The sequence below is a fragment of the Salibacterium aidingense DSM 18341 genome (genome assembly GCF_000429685.1).
Classification (GTDB): domain Bacteria; phylum Bacillota; class Bacilli; order Bacillales; family Marinococcaceae; genus Salibacterium; species Salibacterium aidingense.
Map to the genome: position 1 here is coordinate 1 of NZ_AUCI01000021.1, position 23,895 is coordinate 23,895.

The following is a 23,895-nucleotide window of genomic DNA, read 5'->3' on the forward strand; positions in this document are numbered from 1 at the left end:
CCCGCTTTTACCCATCGACCAGGCGGTCGATGGGCCTATCCGGTATTAGCCCCGGTTTCCCGGGGTTATCCCAGACCTCAGGGCAGGTTGCCCACGTGTTACTCACCCGTCCGCCGCTCGTTCCACACGCATTCCCTCCGAAGAGGGGCTGCCTGCTTCCCGCGCTCGACTTGCATGTATTAGGCACGCCGCCAGCGTTCGTCCTGAGCCAGGATCAAACTCTCCATTAAAAAGTTTGAACTAGCAAAACATAAATCATGCGATTCAACACCGTTGAATCGTCTTTGAATTGACAGACGCTTGACTTTCATTCAATTTTCAAAGGGCAATTTTCCCGCCGCCTCAATGGCGACTTTTTTATACTAACACCATGAATATCGGATGTCAATATATTTTCTTATTTGTTTATGAATAAGCTGTCTTCACAGCGACAAATAATAATATATCACCGCCATTATTTTTACGCAACCCATAATTTAAAATTTGTTTATTTCCATGATGTTTACCGTTCAAAAGCTTGAAGCGTTCATTCTATGAAGCTCCCCTCATGCCTTCCCCGCAGAAGCCGCCCGTGTTCCGACCCTGCTTCGAATAGCATAATAAAAAAAGGACTGCATCAAAAGGTACAGCCCCTTTCTTGTGATAAAGAAAATGGAACCAAGGCAGAAGCGGAAGGCGGCGACGCCGGGCCAACAGGACGTTGGTCATACATGCGTTGCCACATGATGTGGCGGTTTTAGCCTGTTTCCTTTTCAAGCAGCAGCCAAAGACCCCCTCAAACGGTGTTTGGGGCCGCAAGAAGCCGGTCAGATCAGCGTTGGCACAGGACGTGCCGAACTTAGCCGATCTTCCTCCATTGATGCAGCTGAGACGCTGCCCGCGGCAAGCGTCCGCCTACAGCGGATGCCTCAGCATGTAACGCTCTTTTGATACAGCTCCGTTTCATATTTGGTCTATTCCTGAGATTGCTTTCGCATCTGCGGGAACAATAATACATCCCGAATGGATCCTGAATTTGTTAAAAGCATCACCAGCCGGTCAATGCCAATACCAAGTCCCCCTGTTGGAGGAAGGCCGTATTCCATCGCTTCCAAGTAGTCCGTATCCATCATATGAGCTTCATCATCCCCGTGTTCTCGTTCCCTTACCTGGGCTTCAAACCGCTCCCGCTGATCAATGGGATCGTTCAGCTCTGTAAAGGCATTTGCATGCTCCCGTCCCATAATAAACAATTCAAAACGATCGGTGAAGCGCGGGTCTTCTTGATTTTTCTTGGCAAGTGGGGAAATCGCCAACGGATGACCATAAATAAACACAGGTTGAATTAATTTCTCTTCTACGAAATGCTCAAAGAATTCATTTACGATATGTCCAAATGTCATTGTTTCTTTCACCGGTACACCATGTTCTTTCGCTAATGCGTGGGCTTTTTCATCGCTCATGTCTTCCCAGAAATCCACTCCTGTTTCTTCTTTAATGGCATCGACAATATGAACTCTACGCCAGGATGGTGTTAAATCCACTTCATTCTCTCCGTAATTAACTTTGGCCGTTCCAAGAACTTCCTGCGCAATATGAGCAATCAGGTTTTCCGTAAGGGTCATAATGTCAGTATAATCCGCATATGCTTCGTACAATTCTATCATTGTAAATTCAGGATTATGACGGGTGGATATGCCTTCGTTCCGGAAAACCCTCCCGATTTCATATACTTTTTCCATGCCGCCCACTATTAACCGTTTTAAGTGCAGTTCAATCGCAATCCGAATATACAGCTCCATATCCAAAGCATTGTGATGGGTAATGAACGGCCGAGCTGCAGCTCCACCTGGAATAGAATGAAGCATAGGTGTCTCTACTTCCAGATACCCCTGGTCATCAAGATAACGCCGCATGGCCTGGAGGATTTTACTTCGAATCACAAACGTATCACGTACTTCCGGGTTCACGATAAGGTCCAGATAACGCTGGCGGTAACGCTGTTCTACATCTTTTAAGCCGTGGAATTTATCCGGGAGCGGACGTAATGACTTAGACAACAGTTCAAATTCTGTGGCTTTTGCCGACAATTCCCCCACTTTTGTCTTGAACGCCGTCCCGGTTACACCTACAAAATCGCCAATGTCAGTATTCTGAAATAACTCATAAGCTTCTTCGCCTACTTGATCTTTTCGTACATAGATTTGAATTTGTCCGGATATATCCTGAATATGGGCAAATCCGGCTTTCCCTTTCCCCCGCTTCGTCATTACCCGGCCGGCAAGGGAAACCACTGCTTCCTTTTCTTCCAGTTCTTCTTTCGTAAACTCGTCAAACTCTTCCGCCATGGATGCAGCAGTATGGGTCCTGTCAAAGCGCTCCCCAAATGGATCCTTTCCCTGTTCCTGCAGGGACTGGAGTTTATCTTTGCGAACAGCTATTTGATCATTTTGTTCCTGTTCCTGACTCAACCACAACAACTCCTCACCAATAAGTATTTTTCATTCCAACCGGTATCAGTAAAAAACTTCCATATTCTCATATAAACGGGACTGACCCTTTACGTCGAGGGGCAGCCCCACCTGTTTTGTTTGAGACGATTTTTACACCGTCGAAGCTTTTTCACGTTCTTCCAGCTGTTCGACAAATTCATATAAGGCATCTGCTACATCATCCCGGTAATCCAGATGATTAATTTTGTCCCGGACTTTACTGTTGCCCCGCATGCCTTTTAAATACCAGGCTGCATGTTTTCTCATTTCCCGTACTGCTACTTTCTCTCCTTTAAGATGAATAAGCCGGTCCATGTGAATCATGCATACATCCATTTTTTCCCGCGGAGTTGGCTCTTCGCTCCATTCACCAGTTTCAAGATAATGGATGGTGCGGTACAGCATCCATGGATCTCCGAGCGCAGCTCGCCCCACCATAACTCCGTCTACACCTGTTTGCTCCAGCATCGCTTTGGCGTCATGCGGAGTTTTCACATCACCATTTCCGATCACCGGCACCTGGACTGAATCTTTCACTTCTTTCAGGATATCCCAGTTCGCGGTGCCTTCATACATCTGCAGCCGTGTACGGCCATGGAGAGAAACCGCTTTGCCTCCGGCTGCTTCAATCGCCTGGGCATTTTCTACGGCCAAGATATGTTCATCATCCCAGCCCATCCTCATTTTCACTGTAACCGGTTTGTCTACAGCTTCCACTGCTGCTTTTACCATCTCATAAATTTTATCCGGGTCAAGCAGCCACTTGGCTCCCGCATCGCACTTCGTGATTTTAGGAACCGGACAGCCCATATTAATGTCAATGATATCAGCATTCGTCTGCTGATCCACCACTTGCGCTGCTTCTGCCATGGTGTCTTTATCGCCGCCGAATATCTGCAGGCTTAATGGTTTTTCCCGTTCATCTACATACAGCATCTGCATGGATTTTTCATTTTTATTTATTATGGCTTTATCACTTACCATTTCCGCGCAGACAAGACCGGTTCCAAATTCCTTTGCAATCAAACGAAAAGCGGGATTGCAGACACCTGCCATCGGCGCCAGTACTACCGGGTTTTTCATTTCAATATTATCGATCTTCAGCAAGTTTTGCACCTCCTATGCTTCTAATCAGAATGAAGCTCTTTTATAGAAATACCTAAGGCTTTGGTTACTTCATGCAGGAATGCGTCATCAGGGATACGGGTCCCCCGTTCCACCTGACCCAGTATTGAAACGGCAATTCCCATCTTTTTTGCCAGACGGACCTGGGTAAACCCTTTTAATTTTCGAAAAGCCCGAATCCTCCTCGCCCAGAGCATTTCCTCCATAAGCGTACACCTTCTTTTTCCCGGCCGGATAGTTGATCTGTCAGCTCCTGGATGGTTTGTTTATAGTTGGATACATATTGTGCAGCAGCTATTTCATTTAAAGGTATAAGCACAAACGCTCGTTCGTGCATTCTTGGGTGAGGGATATACAACTCATTCATCTTAATATTTTCATCATTGTATAGTAAAATGTCAAGGTCTATCGTACGGGGGCCCCAACGCTCGTGTCTCACTCGGTCCAGGCCTTGTTCGATAGACTGCGTGGTTTCAAGGACTTTCCCAGGGGTTAATTCGGTCTTCAGATGCAGCACCATATTTAAAAATGCCGGCTGCCCGGTTACTCCAACCGGTTCGGTTTCGTATATCGAGGAGAGACGAACAGGATCCAATGATTTATGCTGCCGGAGTTTACAGACAGCCTGCCGTAAATAATACTCGCGATCTCCAATGTTGGAACCCAGGGCCAAATAGCAGTCGTTTGTCATCCCCGTGTCCTCGTTATTTCAATGGCCACATATTCATAATGTCCAGCAATAGGGGGATTAGGCTTCATTACTTTGATGGTGGCTTCCTGAATCACCGCAAACGCGTCCAGTACTTCGGAAGCAATATCTTCTGCAATGGTTTCCACCAGTTTATAACATTTATCCTCTACTACGTTCTTTACAGTTTGGTACGCTTCCGCATAATTTACACTTTTATCTAGATCATCTTCCACCGCCGCTTCCGATAAATCAGCTTTCAACACGAGGTCCACCTGAAACGGCTGGCCCAATTTATTTTCTTCAGGAAAGACTCCGTGATATGCGTAAAACTCCATACCTTTCAGATAAATTTTATCCAACGGTTGTCACCTTCCCTTTTCCAAGCATCGCATCCATCATTTTTACGGTTCGGCTCATTTCTAAAACATCATGGACACGGACGATGTCCGCCCCCCGCTCCACACCTAAACTAATGGTGGCTCCTGTCCCCTCTACTCTTTCCTGAGCCGGCAGATTCAATGTTTTCGAAATAAGGGACTTCCTGGAAGTACCGAGCAGAACGGGGTAGTCGAGCGCAGTGAATTCTTCCAGTCTTCGCATAACTTCCAGGTTTTGATCATACGTTTTGGCAAAACCAATACCAGGATCCAGGATGATCCGTTCTTTTTTTACTCCTGCTTTCAGACAGATATCTATGCTTTCTTGAACATCTGCGAGGATGTCCTGCATAATTTCGTTATAATTTATATTTTCCCGATTGTGCATCAGGATAATCGGGACGTCATACGCAGCGGCTGTCTCTGCCATTTCCGGATCAGCCTTGGCCCCCCATACATCATTAATAATATCGGCACCAGCCTCCAGGGCTTGTCTGGCCGTTTCCGCTTTATACGTATCAATGGAAATAGGGACGGTCAGTTGGTCTGCCAGTTCCTCCAATACAGGGAGAACCCTGCGCCGTTCTTCTTCTCCATCTACCTTTGTCGACCCAGGCCTGGTGGATTCCCCGCCGACATCGATGATATCAGCACCCTGCTCTACCATCTGCCGGGCACGTTTTAAGGCAGCGCCCCCATGATTATATTCCCCGCCGTCAGAAAATGAATCCGGGGTGAGATTCAATATACCCATGACATATGTCTTTTTTGAAAAATCAATAAGGTTATTATTCCATTTCATAACGTTCTCACTCATTCCCCTCGTCCTTTCCTGCTTAAAATATATCTGCTACCTTCCAGAGAGATTCCCGGTGCAAGGCATATTCCTGTTGAAATAAATCGACGGCTGTCGTTTCTTTATGATAGCATACTTTCGTGTCAATCTCTGTAAGCGGCACAATCTCCTGAATGGAATTCGTCACAAACGCCTCCTCTGCTTCAATTACATGGGAGGGCTGGAAACATCCTTCTCTAAGGTAATAGCCATGTTTTTCAGCGATACGCATCACCAAAGAGCGGGTAACACCGTCCAGTATTCCCGTCTGCAGAGAGGGGGTGTACAATGCGTTTCCTTTTCTCCAAAAAATATTAGAGACAACCCCTTCCGCCACAAAGCCCTGTTCTGTAAGAAAAAGCCCTTCCACTTCCGGATCTGGCCCTGTTTCCCGTTTTCCTAAAATATTATTCAAGAAATGATGAGATTTTAACCGAATCGGGGTCTCTGGCGTATTACGCGGAACTGTTAAAAATGCAGCTTTTTTAGAAGCTGTCTGTTTCCCTTTCAGAGGAGAAAGGGGCTTCATGTAAATGATAACGGTCGGGGTCTCATATGGTTCTGTAGATAAACCTAGATTTCCCGGACCTGCTGAAATATTATAACGAACATAAGCATTTTTCCAGCCATTGGCCTTCTGAAGCATATGTAATTGGGAAAGAATCGTTTCCCTGTTATATTTCCAGGGTATATTCATCGACTCCAGGCCTTTTTCCATGCGGTGAAAATGATCATCCAGCAAAAATGGATGTCCATTGTAGATCCGGAATGTTTCAAAAAGACCCAGCCCATACATAAAACCGTGTTCAAAAACAGAAAGACGAGCAGCGCCCGCCTCCTGAATCTCTCCATTTATATAGACATACATTAGTAGGAAACTCCCTGCGGACTTCGGTTCGCTTTAATAAAGTTACGGAGAAGCCGTTTTCCCTCTCCTGTCATAATCGACTCCGGGTGAAACTGCACCCCTTCCAGCGCCATACTTTTATGGCGTATACCCATAATTTCGCCTTCCTCTGTTTCCGAGGTGATATCAAAACAGGCAGGCAGACTCTTCCGTTCAACAATTAAAGAATGATAACGGGTCGCTGTGAATGGATTCGGAAGGTTTTTATACACAGATTGTCCGTCGTGGTTTATCTCCGACGTCTTTCCATGCATAAGGCGGTCAGCCCGGATGACGTTCCCTCCAAAAACCTGTGCAATGGATTGATGGCCGAGACAAACTCCAAATACCGGGAGCCTCCCGGCAAAATGTCGAACCACCTCCATGCTTATGCCTGCTTCATCCGGACTGCAGGGGCCGGGAGAAATCATTAGAAAATCCGGAGCCATTTCCTCTATTTCTTCTATAGTTACTTTGTCATTGCGGCGGACAATCAGCTCTTCGCCCATTTCCCCAAGGTACTGGACAAGATTGTACGTAAAAGAATCATAATTATCAATCATTAAAATCATATACTTTTTCCTCCTCTGCTCTACTCTTATTCAACTCTGCTTCACTCCACTCTTTCGCCTTCCACAGTGCTCTTGCTTTCTTTAACGATTCTTTGTACTCCGCGTCCGCGCTGGAATCAATGACAATACCTGCTCCGGCCTGCACATAACAAATTCCGTCTTTTACAGCCATAGTGCGGATCGATATGTTCAGTTCCATATCACCGTTAAAACCGATCCAGCCAAGGGAACCGGTATAAATACCCCGGCGCACCGGTTCCAATTCCTCAATAATTTCCATCGTGCGGATTTTGGGAGCACCTGTAATCGTGCCGCCAGGAAAAGCTGCTTTTATCATATCATAAACATCCACATGTTCGGCAAGGTTTCCTTTTACATTCGAAACAATATGCATGACGTGGGAATAACGCTCTACTACCATAAGCTCATCTACTTTTACACTGCCATAGGCACATACTTTCCCAAGGTCATTGCGTTCGAGATCCACCAGCATCACATGTTCTGCCCGTTCCTTTTCTGTTCCCATCATTTCCTGTTCCAGCTTCTGGTCCTGTTCCCGCGTTTGTCCCCGGGAACGAGTACCGGCAATAGGCCTTGTTGATGCTTGCGTTCCCCGTTTTTTCACAAGCAGTTCCGGGGAAGCGCTGACCAGCTGCAGATCCGGAGTATGAAAATACCCCATGTAAGGAGATGGATTCAATTCGCGCAGCTTTTCATAAATATGAAGCGGAGGGGTGGACAACGCTTCTGACTGTCGAACCGACAAATTGACCTGGAACGCATCGCCGCGACGGATATATTCCTGGATTCGGCGGACAGCTTCCGTAAACCCTCTGTTGGAAAAGGAGGATTGTTTTTCATGAACCATCCCAGGTCCCGGCTGCCGTTTCCAGGTAAACAGAGGCGGAGCTTCCCATAATTGTCTGAGGCGGTGCCACTCTTGTTCTGCTTCCCTGTATTTGTTTTTATCGTAGTGAAGGATAACCCATAGTTTTTGGTTTTCGTGATCATATACAAACAACTGCTGGAATGCTAAAAAATAAAGATCAGGTGTATTTAGATCATCCTCCGCCTCCGCGGGCAGATCTTCGATATAACGTATGTAATCATAACTAACTGTTCCTATGACGCCTCCCTGAAAATCAGGAAGGTGACGCTCTGTTTTGAGTTGAAATGGAGCGAGCCAGGACTTCATTTCGTTTAATGGCTCCCCTTCTACCTGAAAAGTGTTCTCTTTCGTTTCAATGTTTAACCTATTATTTTTAGCTGTAAAGACAGCAAACGGAAGAACACCGGCAATGCTGTAGCGTCCTCTCTGCCCACTTTCCAGCAGAACATGATACAGCTGATCCGCGCTTAAGGAGCGATAGGCGGAAAAGAATGTTTCTTCAGCATAATCGATTGAATCAGCCATCACCGAAAATTCCGAGGCAGGATCCGGCATAGGAGCCAGTCCGGTTCTCATATGATTCCACCCCCTAAAAATAAAAGCAGAGCCGCTAAGCCCTGCTTTCCTAACATGCTTTCGTTTTTACTCTTCTTCTTCAAATTGGTAAAGAGGAGTACTGAGATAGCGTTCGCCATTACTAGGTATAACCGCAACCACTTTTTTGCCTTTTCCAAGCTTCTTCGCTTCTTCCAGCGCTGCATAAATCGCCGCACCGGAAGAAATACCTCCGAGAATGCCTTCTTCTTTTGCCGCGCGGCGGGCAAAATCAAAAGATTGCTCCGTGGTAACTGTCATGACTTCATCATACACATCCGTATCAAGAATTCCCGGTACGAAACCTGCTCCAATCCCCTGAATTTTGTGCGGTCCTTTGCTGCCGCCGCTGAGGACAGGGGAATCTGCCGGTTCCAACGCTACGATGCGCAGATTAGGATAATTTTCTTTTAAAAGTTTACCTGCCCCGGTTACTGTGCCGCCTGTACCGATACCAGAGACAAATGAATCAATTTGACCATCAACCTGCTTCAGCAGTTCACGCCCTGTGGTTTCCCTATGAACATCAACATTGGCCTGGTTTTCAAACTGCTGCGGCATAAAATAGCCTTTCTCTTCGGCAAGTTCGTTCGCTTTGCCAATAGCGCCTCCCATGCCTTCCGGTCCAGGTGTCAAAACAAGCTCAGCACCATAGGCACGAAGAAGGTTACGGCGTTCCATACTCATCGTGTCCGGCATAACCAGTACCGAACGATATCCTTTTGCCGCTGCCACCATCGCCAGACCAATGCCTGTGTTACCGCTTGTCGGCTCAATGATGGTATCGCCCTGCTTTAATTTTCCGTCTCTCTCTGCTGCTTCAATCATCGCTAGGGCAATCCGGTCCTTGACACTGCTGCCGGGGTTCATGTATTCCAGTTTCAAATAAACATCTGCATCGTTTTCTCCGGTTAAAGAGTTTAATTTGACTAAGGGTGTGTCTCCAATGAGTTCCGTGATATTATTTGCAACTTTCATCTTATCGGTTCCCCCTCGTTAATACCAAGTAAATTTATTGGTTTTATTGATAATATAGTACCAGCCTTTTGATTCCGTGTCAATCGAAACCAGCCGTTACTGCACGCTATTTTCTATATTCCACGCTTCTTCCTTCAGTTCCTTCAAATCTTCCTCAGAAAAATGATATTTTTCGTTACAAAAATGGCACTGCGTCTCAGCGCCGCCGTCTTTTTCAATCATATCCTGCAGTTCATCGCTGCCGAGGGAAATCAAAGCATTGGATACCCGCTCCGCTGAACAATGACAGGAAAAAGATACAGAAGTCCGTTCTAATATCTTCCCTTCTTCCCCTAAGATGATATAAAGAATTTCTTCCGGAGTTTTTCCTTTTTCAATCAATTTGGATATCGGCGGCATGGACTCCAATTGCTGCTCAATCTTTTCCACCAGCCACTCGTCTGCTCCCGGAAGAAGTTGAATAATGAAACCGCCGGCGGCCAAAATCGAGTTATCCGGGTTAACCAGCACGCCCAGCCCTACAGAAGACGGGATTTGCTCGGAAGAAACAAAGTAATACGTGAAGTCCTCCCCGATTTCCCCGGAAACCAGCGGCACACTGCCTGTGAAATGCTCTTTCATTCCAAGATCCTTTACAACCGATAATACACCTTCTGTTCCAACCGCCTGGGCTACATCCAATTTTCCTTTTTCATTTAAATCAAAATGAACCTGCATATGATGCGCATACCCTCTTGTATCACCTGAGGAATTACTGTCCACCACAATGGGTCCCATCGGGCCGTTTCCTTCGATTTTTATAGTAAGCTTCTCGTCCCCTTTCAGCATGGAACCCATCATAGAACCGGCAGTCATGGCTCGTCCCAACGCGGCACCCGCGGTCGGCCACGCCTGATGCCGTCGGGCTGCTTCATTAACCATGTCCGTGGTCTGAATGGCATAGGCTCTTACCTGGCCATTATAAGCTGTTGTTTTGATTAAATAATCTTCCATCTATAAATGTCTTCCTTTCTTATTGTTCACTCTTGTTTTTCTCATAAATATAGCGCAGTCCCTTTAAAGTGAGGTGGGGATCTACCTTATCAATGCTTCGAGCTGCCTCGTTTACTAACAACACATCCCCGCCCGTTGCAAGTACAAAGGGGTTTCCTTTAACTTCCTCTTTCATACGGGATATTATACCATCTACCTGGCTGGCATACCCAAAAAATAAACCTGATTGGATGGCATCGATCGTATTTTTCCCTATCACCCTGTCCTTCGATTCTACTTCCACTCTGGGCAATTTGGACCCATGATTATAAAGAGCTTCTGCGGATATGGACAACCCTGGGGCAATCACTCCCCCGGTATAACGATTGGAACCATCAATATAACAAAATGTGGCTGCTGTTCCAAAATCAGCTACAATCACAGGAGCCCTGTATTCCTCCAAAGCAGCGACCGCATTTACAATTCGGTCTGCCCCGACTTCCCGGGGGTTATCATAACGAATATTCAACCCGGTTTTGACGCCGGGGCCAATCACAAAGGGCTTAATTTTTAGGTATTTGGTACACATTTTCTCGAGCACAGGAAGCAGCGGGGGCACCACCGAAGATACAATAGCCCCCTCTATTTCACTGGGCTTGGCCCCTGTCACTTTTTCAACTAACGGAAGAATCTGCAACCCATAATCGTCTTCTGTCTTTTTCTCATCTGTCGACAGCCGCCAGCATTCTGCCAATTCTTCTCCGGCAAAAATACCAAAATAAATATGCGTATTTCCAATATTCATTACAAGTACCACACGTACTCCTCCCATCCTGCCATGTTCCTTTTTATCCGTAAAAAGGGATGCCGGCATTTGCGGCACCCCTATCCTCTATCATTACGTTAACCTGCCCCACTACCTGCGGTCCTCATCGTCACCGGAGGATGGCGGATGGTTATCTCCTAAATTTTCTGAGTCGGTCTTTTCATTCACCTTATTGTCCTTGAGCTGAGAGGAATTGGACTGTTCTTCAGAAGCGTCCTCTTCCTTCTCCGATTCAGACTTGGATTGAATGTTTACCTTCACATCGCTTTGGTTGTCATCATCAGAATCTGAAGATTTCAAAGCACCGACTTCTTCATCGTCTTTATTGGAATGATGGTCTTCCGGAAGTTTTCCGTGTTCCACCAGCGATTCAATCTGCTCTGCATCCAGCGTTTCCAATTCAAGCAGCGAAGCCGCTACAGCTTCCAGTTTGTCTTTATTTTCCGTCAGGATCTGGCGGCAGCGATCATAACACTCATTAACAATCTTCTGGACCTCTTTATCGATTTCATGAGCAATCGCATCACTATAATTCGGTTCATTCTGAATATCACGGCCGAGGAATACCTGTCCGCTTCCGCTGGAACCAAATTGAATCGGTCCAAGTTTCTCACTCATTCCGTACTCCGTTACCATTTTGCGGGCAATTTCCGTGGTACGCTGGAAGTCATTATGAGCGCCGGTACTTACTTCATTGAACATAATTTCTTCCGCCACTCTACCGCCGAGAAGCCCCACAATTTTATCCACCAGTTCCGGCTTCGTCATAAAGAAGCGGTCTTCTTTCGGAAGCATGACCGCATAACCGCCGGCCTGACCTCGCGGCACGATCGTTACCTTATGCACCATGTCGGCATTTTCCAGTTTCACGCCGACCACGGTATGTCCAGCCTCGTGGTGGGCCACAATATTCTTTTCTTTTTCCGAAATGACGCGGCTTTTCTTTGCTGGACCGGCAATTACCCGATCTATCGCTTCTTCTATATGAACCATCCGGATTTTTTCCATATCCGATCTGGCTGCTACCAGGGCAGCTTCGTTCAATAGGTTTTCCAGATCCGCCCCGGTAAAACCGGGAGTACGCTGGGCAATAGCCTTCAAGTTAACGTCATCAGCCAGGGGTTTGTTTCGGGCGTGAACCCCAAGTACTTCCTCCCGGCCTTTCACATCTGGACGGCCGACCATGATCTGGCGGTCAAACCGGCCTGGACGAAGGAGGGCAGGGTCCAGTACGTCGGAACGGTTAGTGGCGGCGATAATGATAATCCCTTCATTAGCACTAAAACCGTCCATCTCCACGAGGAGCTGGTTCAGTGTCTGTTCGCGTTCATCATGACCGCCTCCTACACCCGCTCCACGCTGACGACCTACAGCGTCAATCTCATCAATAAATATAATACATGGTGCGTTCTTCTTCGCATTTTCGAAAAGGTCACGGACACGGGACGCTCCGACACCCACAAACATTTCCACAAAGTCAGACCCGCTGATGGAGAAAAACGGCACTCCCGCTTCTCCGGCTACCGCCCGGGCGATCAATGTTTTACCAGTACCAGGAGGCCCCACCAGAAGGACACCTTTAGGGATCCGTGCCCCAATACTGGCAAATTTCCGTGGGTCTTTCAGAAAGTCCACCACTTCAATTAGTTCCTGCTTCTCTTCTTCTGCTCCGGCTACATCCTTAAAGCGTTCTTTCTTCTTCTCTTCCTGATACATTTTGGCTTTGCTTTTGCCAAAGTTCATCATTTTACTTCCGCCGCCCTGAGCCTGGCTGAGCAGGAAGAAGAAGAGAATAAAGATAATCACAAAAGGAATAATCGAGGTGAAAAAGGTTACCCAGGCACTCGGTTCCTCCGCCGGTTTTGTATCCAGCTCAAGCGAACCGCCATCGGCACCCTGGGCCGTCATTAACATCTGTGTATTTTCTTCAGAAATCGGCAGATGGGTTTGGAACGATTCGCCTTCTGCCTGCCCGACTTCCTGTCCTTCCACTAAATACACTTCACCTTCCGGCTGCAGTGTTACAGATGCTATCTCATTATTTTCCAGTTTCGTTACAAACTCTTCCGTTGTAATCTCTGTTGTATCCGTCTGGTCATTACTAAGGAAACTTATAATCCCTATAATGACTAGGAATAATAACAAATAAAAAACGGTGTTTCGAAATATTCGGTTCATTCCTGACCTCCTCCCGCGGGCATTGACAACTTACGTAATAGTACCATATTTGTTTTATTTCTCACAATCATGACCCCTTGTAAATTTCAGGCTTGAGAATACCAATATAAGGGAGGTTGCGGTATCTTTCTGCATAATCAAGCCCGTAACCTACAACAAATTCATCCGGCACAGTAAATCCAGCTGTATCTGGCACCAGCTCTACCTGCCTGCCTTCGGGTTTATCCAGCAGGGTGACGATCTTTAACGAATTTGCCCCTCTGTGTTTTATCAGACTGACGAGATAATTTAAGGTTACCCCGCTGTCAATAATATCTTCCAGAATAATAACATCCCGGCCTTCTACCGATGTATCCAGATCTTTAATAATCTTGACTTCTCCGGAAGAAACGGTGCTGTTCCCATAACTTGATACGTCCATCACATCTATTTCCAGATGAGCGTCAATCCGCTTGGTGACATCGGACATAAAAGGGAGTGCCCCTTTCAGCACTCCTATGACAAGCGGAAAGCGTCCTTTATATTCCTCCGTTAAATCTCGTCCGATTTCACGGATTTTATTTTGCAATTGTTCTTCATCAATTAAAACCTGCTGGATTTCATTATGCATATGCTCTTCCTTAACCCTCCCGAATGACATCAGCCAATGTATTAAAATGTAAGCGTCTCGTCAAAAAATGGCCGCTCCTCATCTTATCATGAAACCCCGTTTTATTTCATCCTTTAGGAACTGTACCATTCTTCTGTTTTTAAAAATACTACAGCTTTCGGCACGTTATTCTTAGAAAAGGGGCCTCGTCCCATGTCCGGGAGGGCACCTGCCTCCAGGATTTTTTTAACAGCGGCACCCAGACTACAGTTCCTTGAGCGTCCACCACGACAGGCCAATTGACCCGTTGGGCCCGCGGAATTTTTTTCTCTATAAAGATACGGTTTACTTTTTTACTCCCTTTCATTCCTAGAGGACGAATTCTATCCCCCTCCTGCCTCGGGCGTACAATCAAAGGAAAAGTCAGCTGTTCCGGTTTACAAATCAGCGTATGTTCTGTTGCTTCAGAGAAATCTTCTGACTGCAGGGGGTCTGCAGTAAATACATAGTCCCCAAAAACCGTTTCCCCGGGTACAGCCAACTCCACTGCTTCTCTTTTTGCTGCGGAATGTTTATTACTGTTCAGAAAAAACGTCACTGTATCATATTCTCGTTTTACGCAGATATTACCGGGCCAATCCAAGGAAAAAGAGGGATGATCCTGCTGCAATAACGCAAGGAATTGATCAATATGTACAACAGATAACTCTGGATTAAAATATATGCAAAGATACTTTAATATTAGATGAATCCCCCGCCTTTGTAAAGGCAGAGGAAGCGCCTTCACTCCATTCACAGAAATCGTCACGGAATGTTCATCTTGATACAGAATCTGCTGCTTCCATTTCTGCTCTGCCCGCCTCTCCAAGTATGCTCTTTCGTCTGCCAGCCAGTCGGCATATTGCTGAAAGTGGTGCTGCATACGGGGATCTTCTTCTTTTAAAGCCGGCAGTATCTGTTGGCGTATTCTGTTTCTTGTGTATTTGTCAGACGTATTGCTTTCATCTATTTGATAGGGAATCTTCTGCGTGCGGCAGTATTGGAGGATGTCTTCTTTGGTCACCCCAAGCAGAGGGCGGATTAGTTTTCCTGAGGAAAAAGGACGTTCCGCCTTCATGGCGGGATCCCCCAGCAAAGCCCGTCCGGAAACTTGTTTCATCAGCATTGTTTCGACCTGATCGTCTGCATGGTGGCCGGTCGCCAGGATAGAAACTTTTTCCTGTTTCATCACATCCGCCAGGTAGTTATACCGCAGTTGGCGGGCACGCTCTTGAATACTTCCTCCCTTTTCGGCTATTTCCTTCTTTACAGAAACGTATGTACGAAAAAAAGGAATAGACCATGTTTTACACCACGATTGCACAAATACTTCATCCTCCTCCGCTGTTTCCTCCCGGAGCCCATGGTTAACGTGGGCGGCCAGCACCTGAAGATTCCATGCCTTTTCTTTTTCTTTCATGAAATGAAGCAAAGCCATCGAATCCGGGCCGCCGGAAACGGCCACGAGAATCCGGGAGCCGGGATCTATCAGGCTTCTTTCTTTAATCCACTGTTCAACGGTGTGTTTCATAGCGCTGGCCGACTCCTTTACCTATAGAAAAAATCGAAAGAGCAAAACCAACCCCTCCGGCAATCGCTCCTGCCTGAAGAAGAGTTTCTACTCCAAGTCCGAGGCCGTTGACATAATTTTCTTCTACAAAAGCCAGCATACTCGAATAGGCCCTGCCTCCCGGAACAAGCGGGATAATACCCGGAATCATAAAAGTAGTAACCGGTACTTTTTTGAACTTGGCAAGCCAGTGGGAGGAAAACGCGACGGTAAATGCAGCCACCGCAGCAGCATTCACCTGGCTTAACCCCAGATCAGGCAGCAAGCTGTAAATAAACCATGTCATGATACCGATCAGACCGCCCCACCAAACAAGCCGAAACGGAATATTAAAAATAACGCCAAATGCTACGGTCGCCATAAAACAGAATAAAAGTTCAAGCCACATCTCACGCACACTCCTGCTTCTTCCGCATTATAAATAAAGAATGGATAAAGAAACAACCGTACCAGCTGCGATCGACAGAGATGTCACTGCCGCTTCCGCTCCACGGGCAACACCGGCGACTAAATCCCCCGACATTAGATCACGTACCGAGTTGGTCAGTGGAACTCCCGGTACGAGCGGTATCAGTGTGCCGATGACAACCTGATCCATGTTCTGCACCAATCCGGACGTTTCCAAAAGTACAGCTGCCAGTACACCAGAAACAGCTGCGAGAAATTCAGAAAAAAACTTTACTTTTAAAAACTTTTGATATAAAACGAGCGATACCGTAGTAATTAATCCGCCTATAAATGCCGGGAGAATGTCAGGAAAGCTATTACCGATTAAAAAAGAGAACGTGGCCCCGCCGACACCAGAAGCTAAGTAGATGAGCCACAACGGATAATTCATCGGCGCTTTTTCAATGTCTGTTAATTGGTTTGTTGCTTCTTCGATAGATAAATTCCCATGGGTGAATTCTCTCGAAACCTGGTTTACTGATGTAACCTTACTCAAATCCTGGAACCGTTCCCGGACTCGAATCATTTGCATATAATCCTGTCCATCCTCGGTACGGAATGCTAGAAAAATCCCTGTTAACGTCACAAAACTATTAACATTGTGCATTCCGGCCGCCTTTGCCATTCGATACATGGTGTCCTCTACCCGGTAAGTTTCCCCTCCGTAGCGGAGCATCAACTTCCCTCCCAAAAGACAAAACGACATCGTTTGTTCCGCTTTTCCCATGAACGGCCCTCCACCTCTTTTTTCCTTACATCCATTGTCCCATAAAGTATAGAACAGATGATAGGAAGAGAAAAGAGGCTGTTAGAATTATTTCTGTACGATACGAAGGCTTTTCTTTTGGTTTTTTCTTTTTTTGAATGGGGCGGGCGGCGGCCTTACTTCTGTTCGGAGAGGACGGTGTTTCTGATTTTTGTCTGCTGGTATGGTGTTCAATCGTCTGCATCAAATCCTTTTTCATAATCTGGGCATTGGGGTACTGCCCTTTTAATGCCTGCAGCAATACTTTCTTATAAGGGAGAAGCGGGGCAGAATTTACTATATAACGTTTCAGCAGATCGAGACTTCTATCCCCTGCGGTACCCGACGTTTTTTCGAAACGGCGGGGGTAAGCTGTTTCAATAAATATCATAGCGGCTGCAAATAAGTCATAGGATGGTTCAGCTTTACGATCTCCGAGCCCCCAATATCCCCTATCATAAAATTCGGTATATTCCTTGATTGCCCTGCCCTGCTTGGTTGTTCCTCCTACATCAAACCACCTTACCCGCGACGGAGGACCGGTAATAATTAAATTGTCGGGCTTAAGATCACCAAACACCCATCCTTCCTGATGAAGACGATCTAAATCACCCAACAGCTGGACCATAAATACAGGTACCCATTCGGTTCCACGTTTACGGGAAAATTCCAGTAACGTTTCGCCTTCTAAATATTCCATACAAAAAAATGGGTATACTTCCCCCTTCCACACCAGGTCGTCCACATCCAACAACGAAGGCCCAAGGACATTTCCCCGGACCTTGGAAAAAGCTTTTAGGACATTAACTTCTGATGTTAATGACAGCTTATTTTCTCCTATTTTCACAGCCCTCTGTCCTGACCTTGTCTCTACTAAATATACCGTGCCGGTCGCTCCGTTTCCCAGCTTCTTAATGATTTTATATGGATTTTTATTCCATTTTCCGGTCCACTTTGTTCCTGCCGGCAGGTTAAAAGCCTGATTCTTCGAATGGAGGTTCGTCTTCTCCATCATACATCAGCCCTCTTTTCGACGAGTGTTTTTCAAAATGATGCAGTGCCGCTTTCAGAGCTGGTCCGGTCGGAGTGACCCCGCCAGCTGTTAATTTATGAAAAATACCCGTTAAAGAATTCATTTCCGGGGTCCAGTCCAATACTTTTTCTGTTTCCTTTCTTTTCCCGGGAAATAAAAACAGAGCAAACTGATTATCTCCTGTTCTGGAATTCAGGCTGATGGATAAATCCGTTAAGGCTTCCTGTACCATCGGCAGTTTGGGTTTCATACTGGCGCTTGTATCCACAAGAATAAGCACTTCCAGATGAACGGTTTCTCCCAGTTCATCTACTACCTCAATGATTTCTCCTCTTTTATCAGGAGGAAGGTCATCCACTTCCTGCTGCTCTCCTAATATCTGACTCAGTTCGTTATGCACCACCCCATGAAGGGTTTGGGTCATGGCTTGTTTTGTAACCATCTGTACCGTCTGGGACAATTGATTTGCATATACCAGCTGACTGACACCGCCTCCGGAAGCCGCAATGTTTTCCACTTCCTGCAGCCCATGATCACGGGAGGAACCTTGATCCAGCACCCCGATAACATTTACAGTGATCCCCTTTTCTTTTGCAAACGCAGCGATTGCCGAGGGGTCTTCTCCTTGATTGGAACATCCATCGGTTATCAATAGAATTTGCTTGATTCTTCCACCACTCATGTATCTTCTCCTCCGTTATTGGTATTATTTTCATTTTTGACGGAGGCTGAAAAATATATACCTTATCGGAGATATCAAGCCTTTTTTCTTTTTAAGGGAACGGAATGGCGGACGGGGATAGCTGCCCATTTTGGAATGTTCCGCTGAATTTTAGCTGCCATCACCGTCATATCGTCATTGATTTGGCCCTGTGATACTCGTATGACCCGCTCGAGTAAATGATCAGCTATTTGCTGCGGCTCTTCTATTTCCATTTGGGATATCACACGCTTCATCCACATCTCTTTGTTTTCAATCTGGGTGGCAGCATCAAAAATTCCATCGCTCATCATGATTAAGATGTCGCCGTCTCTCATTTGTTCTGTGACGACATCAAGCTCTGCGTGCTCCATCATCCCGATTGGCAGATTTCCGGCTTCAATTTGTTTTACTTTTCCATCTCTTTTAATAAAGCTTGGAATGGAGCCTATTTTTATAAAACGTCCTTCGGCTTTTTGCAGGTCCATCATAAATAAATCAAGAGTGGAAAACATTTCTTCATTCGAACGTAAACTTAATACTGAATTGATCGAACGTATGGCGGTGGTCTCATCCATGCCCGACGCCAGGATCGTTTGTAAAATCTGCAGCGCCGAATGACTTTCTCTCCGGGCTTTTTGTCCGCTCCCCATTCCATCACTGATAGCCATGACATACTTTCCTGTCCCAATATCCATCGCCGCGTGACTGTCTCCTGAGACCCATCCCCCTTCTTTGGCTACTGTGGCCGTCCCTGTTTCCACGGTAAATGTCCTTGCTGAGGTGAAGGTAAAGTTGGAATACTCCGTCATTTCCTCATAAGGCTCTTCTCGATCTACAATGATATGTTCTTTTAAAATATCCGAAAGCATCGGGGCTATTATTTTTTCTGCCTGCTCCATGCCCGATGACTTTAACACACTCATTTCCACTTCCACGTTCCCTTCATCCAGGCGGTAGATGTCGACGTGGCCTATATCCAGCCCGGCCTCGTGTAAGGCATCATAAATTTGTTCTTCCTGGGCATGATGGGCTTCTTTTTCTTTTTGAATTTCTTTTGCAAAGTTTTCCATCACCTGGGAAACCCCCTGAAGCTGATCGGCCACCAGCTGGCGGCTTTCCTGGATATGCTGGGTCATCGCTTTTCTCGTTTGATCCTGTTGTAATATTTCTGCCATAACATCTGTCATCCGTTTATCATAATGACAATGTTTTTTCCACCGGTTTCTAGTTCTCGCGCTAACTTTTCCGTTCTCTCCCAATTCCTGCATTAAGTCCGTCATTCCATCATAGGTGGTGTGAAATTGAGTCACCCAGCATCTTTCTTTGCGAAAACACGTTTGGCAAGTTTTTTCTGTCACCTGGCTCAATAACTCATCCCTATGTTTATCCGCTTTTTCCGTTTCTTCCGCGTCTGGATTGGATCCAAAGCTGGTGGATAACGTTTGAAATAGATCAGAAAACTTTTCTACCTTCATGGCGGTTACGTCTCTGATTTTTTTCATATGTTTTTGCTGCTCGCGGGCATATTCCGGCGTACCTGGAATATATTTTTCAATAAAAGAGGTTAGAAATCGTGGAGTAAACAGAAATACTACCACAGCAGCGGCAGATTCGGCCAACGTTAACGATACACCGCTCAAGCCGTCCCCATACAGGGCAATTAAGGCAGTGCCAAGTAAAACGCCGACACTGACACCTGTTTTTCCGCCTTCTTTCAGCAGTCCGCCTAACAGCCCGGCAAAAGCCAGTAAACTCATTTGATATAGATTGGCAATCGAAGCCAGACTCAGCACCAATCCGGCAATCACGCCGACAGAAGCACCTATCGCAGCCCCGCCGGTATAAGCAAACATAAGCACGAGGTAACGAGCCAGCATATGTTCTGCAGCCATGCCGTATACGACCCATCCAATCGCTCCTGTCATAATCGAAGCAAGGAGGATAATAAAGCAGATAATCTCTTCATGCTTTAGTGGCTGCCTTCGTTTATTTGTAATAAGTAAGGGAAGACTTTGCAGAAAAATCATGGTCAGCATAAAACTCAATCCGGACTCAATGCCGGCCATTACAAAGGAATATGGGGTAACGGTCCCTTCTGCCAGCCAGGTTGTTCCAGTTCTTGCTCCCATTGTTGCCAAAAAAACCGTGATCGGAAGCGTCCACGTGGTTTTCCAGCCGTAGCGCGTGATCCACTCATACATGACAATAAATAAAGGAATCGCTGCTATGACAAAGGCAGCATGAAAAAGAGCCCCTGAAAACGTACCGGCTATCACTCCGGCTGCGCCAATTACTGCTTTTTCTTTTCTCCAGGCATACACCGCCGCAAAAAAGGGAACAGCAAAGGGAAATAATTCGGCTAACAATACGGCTCGTCCCAATAGAAGACCTGTAATAAACACCAGGGCCCCCCATTGAATAAATAAACGTTCCATTCCTGTTAAAGTTTTGGTTTTCAAACGCTGCTGGACTCTTCTCCCCTTTCTCCAGACAGCATCCCACATTGGCTGAACTTCTTCTGCCCGTCTGACTAAGTCTTTCTGGTGCATAACCTTCACCACCTGCTCCTTAGATTATGGAGCTTATTATACCTGCTTCGTTTTTCAATGTTTGTCAAAATAACCACTAGGATCAAAAAAATCCTTCGACGTTTTCCAGTCCCTTCTATTTCAAGGGCTGAGCTCACCTTAACGGTAAAACCGGGAGTCCGGCAGGCAAATTGGAACAATTTATTACAGCAAATGAACGGGAATTGTGTGGGAGAATGAAAAGAGGAAAAGAAAAAAGCTTGTTTTCCGTGATAGTTACGGAAAACAAGCTAGCGATGTTTTTATGTAAATATGGTAGCGGCGGAGGGAATCGAACCCCCGACCTTACGGGTATGAACCGTACGCTCTAGCCAGCTGAGCTACGCCGCCTTAAGAAAAGCAACACGAATGATTATATAATGTCAGCCTTGAGAGCGTCAACCATTAATTATGAATAGCTTTAGAATAGAGGACAGATCCGCTAGATCCTTTGAAAAGCGGAGACCGGCTTTAGCCACCTTTTGGACATTTATTCCGTTAAATGGGAGATTTAGCTGCCTGAGATGGCTTTTTCGGACATTTGTTCCGCTATTCGGGTTTTGGAACGCTTCTTTTCCGCTAAAATGGGGAAATAACGTACCAAATGTCCGCTTTCCCCTCCAAAATGGGAAATATCGAAGAAATAACGGAATAAATGTCCACCCGCTTTTCTGCTAAGAAAAGCGCAAGGCGCCGGCTTAAATAAAGGTTCTTCGTCGTGGACGTCCTGTGATCGCCACATCCTGTGGAAGGAGACCCGCCGAGGAGGCCTGCCGCGAAAGTCGCGGGTTGTTCGCGTCCTGTGGCAGCAAGGCGATCTGACCTGCCTCTCCTGCAGACCTTTGAGCCGATGGCACCTGAAGCGGCGCAACGTTTTATACCTTCGTATCTATTAAAAAACTGTCGGAAACGTTTTACGGGGAAACATTTCCGACAGCCGGCAGAGATTATTATTTATTCAACAGCAAGTTTATCGTCTGGAACCACCGCCGCGCTTGGCATCCGTTTGCTTTCTTAAAGACGAAAGCCGTTCTTCGCTATCCTTCATAAATCTGTTCATTTTTTCTTCAAAGGATAAAGAACGCTGCCCTTTGTTGCCGGGGCCGCCGCGTCCGCCTTTGGAGCGGTCATTTTTAGGACGGTCTTCCTGCGGCCGGTCGACTGCTTTACGGATAGAAAGGCCTATCTTTCCATCATCTTCTACTTTCATCACCTTAACGGTGACTTCATCTCCGACACTGACAAACTGATTAATATCTTCCACATACTTATCTGCAATTTCACTGATGTGAACTAATCCAGTTTTTCCGTCCGGCAGCTCAACAAATGCTCCAAAGTTAGTGATACCAGTGACTTTCCCTTGTAACTTGCTGCCTACTTCAATTGACATTTAAAAAATGCTCCTCCTTGTATTTTCGAGCTTGATTTTAACAGAGTTAAAATCATTATCATTATACTCGACTGGCAAAAAAAGTGTCAATCTGCTTTCTCGGATGATTCATCAGGGAGTTTAAATAAGGTTTCTCCCGGCTTCGTTAAATAGTAATCCCGTCTTGCAATCTCTGCTATGTAATCCAGATCATTGTAATTCTCTATCTCCTGCTTTAAATGGGCTTCCTCCGCCTTCAATTCTTCCATTTTCTGTTCGAGCTGGGCCCGTTCTGTTTTTTTGGCTTCCAGAGCAGACCATTGGGAGGTCAGAAGCACAGTAAAGACAACGGCAAGAAGGACCCCAGCGACAGAGAGGGCAGTCAGCCGGCGGATTAGTCCGCGTCTATGTTTCCCGGCAGCCGTCTGCTGCCGTTCCCGCTTCTTTTCCTCCTCCTGTACAAAGGAGCGGTTAATTTTTGTAACTTTTTTCTTGTCTGATATCAATACATATCCCTCCGGCTTTGTTTAAGCTCCATCAGTCTTTTAACAGGCGGGTTAACACGTCCGCTGTTTTTCTTATAAAAGTAAGGATGGGCAGGGGGAGAATTCGTTTGATCATCGGAGCAGCAGCACGAGCCATCCACGTTAAAGGGAAAAGCAGAACCCGCAGGATAAGGGACAGAATTTTTTTAATAATGGTTAATCCTATCATAACGGAGGACGCTGTCAGTTTCAATATGAATTTTACCGGGTGGATCAGCAGCACCTGTATAACAGCAGTAATAAACCTGATCAGCCAGCGGACGGCCGTCAATACATGTTCCAATCCAACCAAAAAGGAGGGACGCCCGAGATGCCGGTAAAGGAGAAATCCCGCAGCCAGTCCCGCAAAAATATAAAGGCGGAGTTCTCCTTCATTCACACGAAGAAGCACATAGAATACAAGCAGCGCCTGTACGATCCAAAATAGGACATCTCCGCCTGCGCGGGCCCACAGCCGGCGGAACGTATGCAGGGTGATCCGTTCGTAAACATCCATATTCACTCCGATAATGATTCCCATCATAATCATAGCAGCCATGGTCTGAAACTGGACGGCTAAACTCACTTAAATAACTTCCCTAAGAACCCTTTTGATTTTCCCTGCGATTGGTCCACATAAACAAGATCGTCCACTTTTCCTTCAATGGCAATGACTCCTTCATGGACATCCAGGTTTTTAATGTGAAGCTGATGCCCGCGTACAGATAGAAACCCCATGGACGTTTCTAATAAAAACTCCTCATTATCAAAACTTTCAACTTCTTTGACCCCGGTTATTTCAAGGCTTTTTCTACCTTTCATAATGATATCATGAGAAGCTTCGGGTCGCGGCAGCATGGATTCATCTTGGAATGACATATAGTATGCTCCTTTCACGGATAGCTTGTATCCCAT

General features: G+C 46.1%; 24 protein-coding genes, 1 tRNA gene and 1 rRNA gene. All 26 read right to left on the reverse strand.

What is annotated here, in order from left to right; genetic code table 11:
* Window positions 1-230, reverse strand: a 16S ribosomal RNA gene (locus G475_RS0117090); the annotation flags it as partial.
* A gap of 723 nt (window positions 231-953) precedes the next feature.
* A complete protein-coding gene (gene lysS, locus G475_RS0117095) occupies window positions 954-2,450 on the reverse strand; it encodes a lysine--tRNA ligase (RefSeq protein ID WP_026702309.1) in 1,497 nt (498 codons plus the stop codon).
* A gap of 132 nt (window positions 2,451-2,582) precedes the next feature.
* Entirely contained in the window at window positions 2,583-3,578 is a 996-nt protein-coding gene (gene dusB / locus G475_RS0117100) for a tRNA dihydrouridine synthase DusB (RefSeq protein WP_026702310.1), read from the reverse strand.
* A gap of 20 nt (window positions 3,579-3,598) precedes the next feature.
* Window positions 3,599-3,802, reverse strand: a complete 204-nt coding sequence (locus G475_RS0117105; protein WP_026702311.1) for a helix-turn-helix domain-containing protein — start codon at window positions 3,800-3,802, stop codon at window positions 3,599-3,601.
* Complete coding sequence (gene folK, locus G475_RS0117110) at window positions 3,754-4,287, reverse strand: 2-amino-4-hydroxy-6-hydroxymethyldihydropteridine diphosphokinase (RefSeq protein WP_026702312.1); 534 nt, start codon at window positions 4,285-4,287, stop codon at window positions 3,754-3,756. Before folK ends, G475_RS0117105 begins: the two co-directional genes overlap by 49 nt.
* Window positions 4,284-4,646, reverse strand: a complete 363-nt coding sequence (gene folB, locus G475_RS0117115; protein WP_026702313.1) for a dihydroneopterin aldolase — start codon at window positions 4,644-4,646, stop codon at window positions 4,284-4,286. The genes folK and folB overlap by 4 nt, the downstream gene beginning before the upstream one ends.
* On the reverse strand, window positions 4,639-5,466 hold the full coding sequence (gene folP / locus G475_RS0117120) for a dihydropteroate synthase (protein WP_026702314.1): 828 nt from the start codon (window positions 5,464-5,466) through the stop codon (window positions 4,639-4,641). Before folP ends, folB begins: the two co-directional genes overlap by 8 nt.
* Before the next feature lie 34 nt (window positions 5,467-5,500).
* On the reverse strand, window positions 5,501-6,367 hold the full coding sequence (gene pabC / locus G475_RS0117125) for an aminodeoxychorismate lyase (protein ID WP_026702315.1): 867 nt from the start codon (window positions 6,365-6,367) through the stop codon (window positions 5,501-5,503).
* Entirely contained in the window at window positions 6,367-6,957 is a 591-nt protein-coding gene (gene pabA, locus G475_RS0117130; RefSeq protein ID WP_026702316.1) for an aminodeoxychorismate/anthranilate synthase component II, read from the reverse strand. The genes pabC and pabA overlap by 1 nt, the downstream gene beginning before the upstream one ends.
* Window positions 6,941-8,422: an anthranilate synthase component I family protein gene (locus tag G475_RS0117135; RefSeq protein WP_324603226.1), complete on the reverse strand. Its 1,482-nt coding sequence runs from the start codon at window positions 8,420-8,422 to the stop codon at window positions 6,941-6,943. The genes pabA and G475_RS0117135 overlap by 17 nt, the downstream gene beginning before the upstream one ends.
* 66 nt (window positions 8,423-8,488) lie before the next feature.
* Window positions 8,489-9,418, reverse strand: a complete 930-nt coding sequence (gene cysK, locus G475_RS0117140) for a cysteine synthase A (protein WP_026702318.1) — start codon at window positions 9,416-9,418, stop codon at window positions 8,489-8,491.
* A gap of 96 nt (window positions 9,419-9,514) precedes the next feature.
* Entirely contained in the window at window positions 9,515-10,411 is an 897-nt protein-coding gene (gene hslO / locus G475_RS0117145; protein ID WP_026702319.1) for an Hsp33 family molecular chaperone HslO, read from the reverse strand.
* A 19-nt stretch (window positions 10,412-10,430) separates the two neighbouring features.
* Complete coding sequence (locus G475_RS0117150; RefSeq protein ID WP_233275807.1) at window positions 10,431-11,264, reverse strand: type III pantothenate kinase; 834 nt, start codon at window positions 11,262-11,264, stop codon at window positions 10,431-10,433.
* Window positions 11,265-11,306: 42 nt separating this feature from the next.
* Complete coding sequence (gene ftsH, locus G475_RS0117155; protein WP_026702321.1) at window positions 11,307-13,394, reverse strand: ATP-dependent zinc metalloprotease FtsH; 2,088 nt, start codon at window positions 13,392-13,394, stop codon at window positions 11,307-11,309.
* A gap of 67 nt (window positions 13,395-13,461) precedes the next feature.
* On the reverse strand, window positions 13,462-14,004 hold the full coding sequence (gene hpt / locus G475_RS0117160) for a hypoxanthine phosphoribosyltransferase (protein WP_026702322.1): 543 nt from the start codon (window positions 14,002-14,004) through the stop codon (window positions 13,462-13,464).
* Between the two features lie 148 nt (window positions 14,005-14,152).
* The gene (gene tilS, locus G475_RS0117165) at window positions 14,153-15,553 is read right to left on the reverse strand and encodes a tRNA lysidine(34) synthetase TilS (RefSeq protein WP_026702323.1); all 1,401 of its coding nucleotides are present in this window, start codon (window positions 15,551-15,553) and stop codon (window positions 14,153-14,155) included.
* Window positions 15,537-15,980 (reverse strand): threonine/serine exporter family protein, encoded by a 444-nt coding sequence (locus tag G475_RS0117170; protein WP_026702324.1) that lies wholly within the window; start codon window positions 15,978-15,980, stop codon window positions 15,537-15,539. Before G475_RS0117170 ends, tilS begins: the two co-directional genes overlap by 17 nt.
* 27 nt (window positions 15,981-16,007) lie before the next feature.
* A complete protein-coding gene (locus tag G475_RS0117175; protein WP_026702325.1) occupies window positions 16,008-16,766 on the reverse strand; it encodes a threonine/serine exporter family protein in 759 nt (252 codons plus the stop codon).
* Between the two features lie 25 nt (window positions 16,767-16,791).
* Complete coding sequence (locus tag G475_RS0117180; RefSeq protein WP_026702326.1) at window positions 16,792-17,799, reverse strand: protein kinase domain-containing protein; 1,008 nt, start codon at window positions 17,797-17,799, stop codon at window positions 16,792-16,794.
* Window positions 17,756-18,499 carry a VWA domain-containing protein gene (locus tag G475_RS0117185; protein ID WP_026702327.1) on the reverse strand — a complete coding sequence of 248 codons (744 nt, stop codon included), beginning with the start codon at window positions 18,497-18,499 and terminating at the stop codon, window positions 17,756-17,758. The genes G475_RS0117180 and G475_RS0117185 overlap by 44 nt, the downstream gene beginning before the upstream one ends.
* 74 nt (window positions 18,500-18,573) lie before the next feature.
* A complete protein-coding gene (gene spoIIE, locus G475_RS0117190; protein WP_084414181.1) occupies window positions 18,574-21,069 on the reverse strand; it encodes a stage II sporulation protein E in 2,496 nt (831 codons plus the stop codon).
* 292 nt (window positions 21,070-21,361) lie between these two features.
* Window positions 21,362-21,438, reverse strand: a tRNA-Met gene (locus G475_RS0117195).
* 619 nt (window positions 21,439-22,057) lie between these two features.
* Window positions 22,058-22,477 (reverse strand): S1 domain-containing RNA-binding protein, encoded by a 420-nt coding sequence (locus G475_RS0117205; protein WP_026702330.1) that lies wholly within the window; start codon window positions 22,475-22,477, stop codon window positions 22,058-22,060.
* An 86-nt stretch (window positions 22,478-22,563) separates the two neighbouring features.
* Window positions 22,564-22,962, reverse strand: coding sequence for an FtsB family cell division protein (locus G475_RS0117210; protein WP_233275808.1), 399 nt, complete (start codon window positions 22,960-22,962; stop codon window positions 22,564-22,566).
* Window positions 22,963-22,993: 31 nt separating this feature from the next.
* Window positions 22,994-23,566, reverse strand: coding sequence for a spore cortex biosynthesis protein YabQ (yabQ, locus tag G475_RS0117215; protein ID WP_026702332.1), 573 nt, complete (start codon window positions 23,564-23,566; stop codon window positions 22,994-22,996).
* The gene (gene yabP / locus G475_RS0117220; protein ID WP_051302648.1) at window positions 23,563-23,859 is read right to left on the reverse strand and encodes a sporulation protein YabP; all 297 of its coding nucleotides are present in this window, start codon (window positions 23,857-23,859) and stop codon (window positions 23,563-23,565) included. Before yabP ends, yabQ begins: the two co-directional genes overlap by 4 nt.
* Window positions 23,860-23,895 lie beyond the last annotated feature (36 nt).

Bases quoted from the DNA above. Each gene is read 5' to 3' on its own strand.
- G475_RS0117185 (WP_026702327.1), bottom strand. From the start codon at position 18,499: ATGAGTGGTGGAAGAATCAAGCAAATTCTATTGATAACCGATGGATGT.
- G475_RS0117150 (WP_233275807.1), bottom strand. From the start codon at position 11,264: ATGCCGGCATCCCTTTTTACGGATAAAAAGGAACATGGCAGGATGGGA.
- hslO (WP_026702319.1), bottom strand. From the start codon at position 10,411: ATGGAAGATTATTTAATCAAAACAACAGCTTATAATGGCCAGGTAAGA.
- spoIIE (WP_084414181.1), bottom strand. From the start codon at position 21,069: ATGCACCAGAAAGACTTAGTCAGACGGGCAGAAGAAGTTCAGCCAATG.
- folP (WP_026702314.1), bottom strand. From the start codon at position 5,466: ATGAAATGGAATAATAACCTTATTGATTTTTCAAAAAAGACATATGTC.
- cysK (WP_026702318.1), bottom strand. From the start codon at position 9,418: ATGAAAGTTGCAAATAATATCACGGAACTCATTGGAGACACACCCTTA.
- G475_RS0117135 (WP_324603226.1), bottom strand. From the start codon at position 8,422: ATGAGAACCGGACTGGCTCCTATGCCGGATCCTGCCTCGGAATTTTCG.
- pabA (WP_026702316.1), bottom strand. From the start codon at position 6,957: ATGATTTTAATGATTGATAATTATGATTCTTTTACGTACAATCTTGTC.
- G475_RS0117170 (WP_026702324.1), bottom strand. From the start codon at position 15,980: ATGTGGCTTGAACTTTTATTCTGTTTTATGGCGACCGTAGCATTTGGC.
- tilS (WP_026702323.1), bottom strand. From the start codon at position 15,553: ATGAAACACACCGTTGAACAGTGGATTAAAGAAAGAAGCCTGATAGAT.
- G475_RS0117105 (WP_026702311.1), bottom strand. From the start codon at position 3,802: ATGGAGGAAATGCTCTGGGCGAGGAGGATTCGGGCTTTTCGAAAATTA.
- folK (WP_026702312.1), bottom strand. From the start codon at position 4,287: ATGACAAACGACTGCTATTTGGCCCTGGGTTCCAACATTGGAGATCGC.
- G475_RS0117205 (WP_026702330.1), bottom strand. From the start codon at position 22,477: ATGTCAATTGAAGTAGGCAGCAAGTTACAAGGGAAAGTCACTGGTATC.
- hpt (WP_026702322.1), bottom strand. From the start codon at position 14,004: ATGCATAATGAAATCCAGCAGGTTTTAATTGATGAAGAACAATTGCAA.
- G475_RS0117175 (WP_026702325.1), bottom strand. From the start codon at position 16,766: ATGGGAAAAGCGGAACAAACGATGTCGTTTTGTCTTTTGGGAGGGAAG.
- yabP (WP_051302648.1), bottom strand. From the start codon at position 23,859: ATGTCATTCCAAGATGAATCCATGCTGCCGCGACCCGAAGCTTCTCAT.
- ftsH (WP_026702321.1), bottom strand. From the start codon at position 13,394: ATGAACCGAATATTTCGAAACACCGTTTTTTATTTGTTATTATTCCTA.
- G475_RS0117180 (WP_026702326.1), bottom strand. From the start codon at position 17,799: ATGATGGAGAAGACGAACCTCCATTCGAAGAATCAGGCTTTTAACCTG.
- pabC (WP_026702315.1), bottom strand. From the start codon at position 6,367: ATGTATGTCTATATAAATGGAGAGATTCAGGAGGCGGGCGCTGCTCGT.